General features: G+C 48.0%; 1 protein-coding gene. It reads right to left on the bottom strand.

The genetic code is table 11. The features are described from left to right. Window positions 1–456: 456 nt before the first annotated feature. Window positions 457–2034, bottom strand: a complete 1578-nt coding sequence (locus VI01_RS24455) for an FAD-dependent oxidoreductase (RefSeq protein ID WP_197079626.1) — start codon at window positions 2032–2034, stop codon at window positions 457–459. Window positions 2035–2750 lie beyond the last annotated feature (716 nt).

Genomic DNA, 2750 nt, shown 5'->3' with positions numbered 1-2750 from the left:
AGCAGTTAAGCAGTTAAGCAGTTATGCAGTTATGCAGTTATGCAGTTATGCAGTTATGCAGTTAAGGAAGAGAGTCAGGTTGCGCCATCTATATCAAGCTCAGTCGAGTCTGAGTGGCACTTTAATGCTTATGAGTTCGCGAAGGCCATGCGCATGCAAAACCGCCACTCCAGCAAGAAGTTTGCTGACATTTGACCGTACAGGATTGGGCTGTGAGCTAAGTAAATCTAACGGCTGCCAGAATGTCGGATGTTGCCTGGAAGCGCCCTGACAGCAATAGTTGGGGCAATGCCGCCGCGCCACTCACCAGTAATAGGGTAGCGAAGACACGAGCAGATTTGCATGTTAAATCATGAGCAGGGTCGAGTCAGTCACAGTAATACCTGCGCCTTGTCATGCACTGGCATGGCGTTTTTTCTGTCAGGAGTTGGTTTGCCTATTAATGTGTAATAACTCTCAATGTTTCAATAACAGGGCTCGCTGTATTCCTAGACGACTGATATAAGCTGAAAGGCGCTCTGCGTGTCTTTCAGCGGCCACCAGACCGATATAGCCGTCCGGCCGAATTAAGTAAGCCGTGTCTTTTTTGAATCCTCTTTTCTCAAATGCTTCCTGCCAGGGAAAAACCTGCCAATCCATACTATGACGATCACACCAGTTCCTGACGTCTTCAGTTGCTCTGCCGTAGATGTGTATTTGCCAGGCTATCTTTCTCAGTGATGCATAATTGTCAGTCTCACCCCCGGCGACATATGGCAGGCGATCGCCCGCACTGATCTCTCCCGCTTTTCCCTCACTTAGGGGGCTGTCCAAATAGCTCATCGTCGTTTGCGAGATTATCCGGAAAAGGTATTCGCGTACGCGACCATATTGATAGGCTTGACTGGCGATCGCTGGTGCAATGTGCGTACGCACGTAATCGGCGAATCCACCAGCGACAGTGACAAAGGTGAATACCCGATCTGTGGTTTTCACCAGTTTGTGAGCGAAGGCTTTGCGCTCCGTTTCATAGCTGTCCAGTAAGGTTTCAGGGGCCCGATTTTTAATCACCGCAGCCAATTTCCACGCCAGGTTTATCGCATCGGCAATGCCCGTATTCATCCCCTGCCCTCCTGCCGGGCTATGGACGTGTGCTGCATCACCCAGCAGAAATGCGCGGCCATCACGGAAATGATTGGTCACCCGGTGATGAACACGGTAAGTAGAAAACCAGTTAACCTGTTGGATGCTGAGCCCTAGTCCACTGATGGCCCGTTGGCTGACATCGTCAAAAGCGTGTTGCTGCCTATCTCCTTCTTCACTCTCGACAGTGCCGATCAAACGATATTGATGTTCTGGTCCATAAGGCATAACTAAAACAAAATCTGACTTGTCGAAAGCGATATGTCCCTCATTCGCGGGTGTCACTCCACTGGCCAGCACATCGGCAACGTAGAAGAGGTGGTTATAAGTGCCACCCTCGAAGTCACTACCCATTTGATGGCGCACTGAAGAATGCGCTCCATCACAGCCTGCAAGGTAGGTGGCAGTGCAGATTTCGGTTTGCCCTGTTGGTGTCCTGATCGTAGCAACGACGTTATCGCCCTCTTCCCTGAACGACATGAATTCTGTTTGCCTTTCGACGTCAACACCAGCAGTATTTAAGCGTGCGATCAGAAGTTTTTCATGTATGTCCTGGGGCAATACAAGCACAAACGGATAGGGGGAAATACTTTTACCCGCATTCTGCAGGGGAATACGCGCCTTCGGTTCTCCCCTCGCCCACATATTCATCGCCGGCATTTTATAGCCTGCTGCTATAACCTCTTCAGCGATATCCAGCTGACGATAAAGCTCAAGCGTGCGAGCCTGAATAGCCATTGCTCGTGATGTTTCACCTGGTCCTTGACTCTTGTCGATGATTCGAACCGACACACCTTGACGGGTGAGCCAGAGTGCCAGCACCAAACCGGTGGGCCCTGCTCCAACGATGAGAACGTCGATATGGTTCATAGGAGTATCCGACTGTGGCGCGAGTAATACATGCAACGCCATGGTAAACGCCTGAGGTTAGTTTGATTCGCACATCTTAATGCAAAGTATAATTGCACTTGATAGCGCCGGACGTGCTTTAGCTCACCGTCTTTCTAATACTCAGAATAAAGCATTCTTACAGGCAGTAGATGAGTACCCTCCCCTTCCGGGCTTGCGATCATGGATGCTAATGTCTAAAGCGTGAAATGACATTGTCACGTTTTCAGATAGATTTCTCACCGACCTGAAAATGCTATAAGGTAGTGTATTAGAAGAAAATTTCAGAAATTTTCAGGCTGAAAATCACCATGTTTTTTTGGTGAAGATGAAGAGACGGCGATGATAGCTATTGGGTTGTTTGGACTCTACGTTTTGAATCCTGGTAAGGTATGTCGATGCATTCATCGTGCCGTATTTTTTGAATTGTTTATTTCTTCGCAACTGCTTGTTGGGCAATTTTCTACAAGAGTGAATATCCACCTAAGCGATAATCGGCATTTCGTTATCGTTCTAGTTTGACGTGCACTAATGCGTCATTGCCAAAAACAGCATACAAGCCTTATCCTGGATTCCGTCTTGTCTAAATCATCTCTAAGGTGTGATTAATCACTTTTGTTGGTTATAGAGATGGAATGATCGCATCTGATAAATGAAATGCTTTTGGTGCCAGCAATATTGGATTGGCCGGATAGGTTGAGTTGTTTGGATTGCATTGGATGCTGGATGCTGGATGCTGG

It is taken from the genome of Pantoea sp. SM3 (assembly GCF_000963995.1).
In the GTDB taxonomy this organism is placed as follows: Bacteria; Pseudomonadota; Gammaproteobacteria; order Enterobacterales; family Enterobacteriaceae; genus Pantoea; species Pantoea rwandensis_B.
Note: the sequence above shows the minus strand (reverse complement) of the source record. Positions and strands in the feature narration are given on the sequence as shown.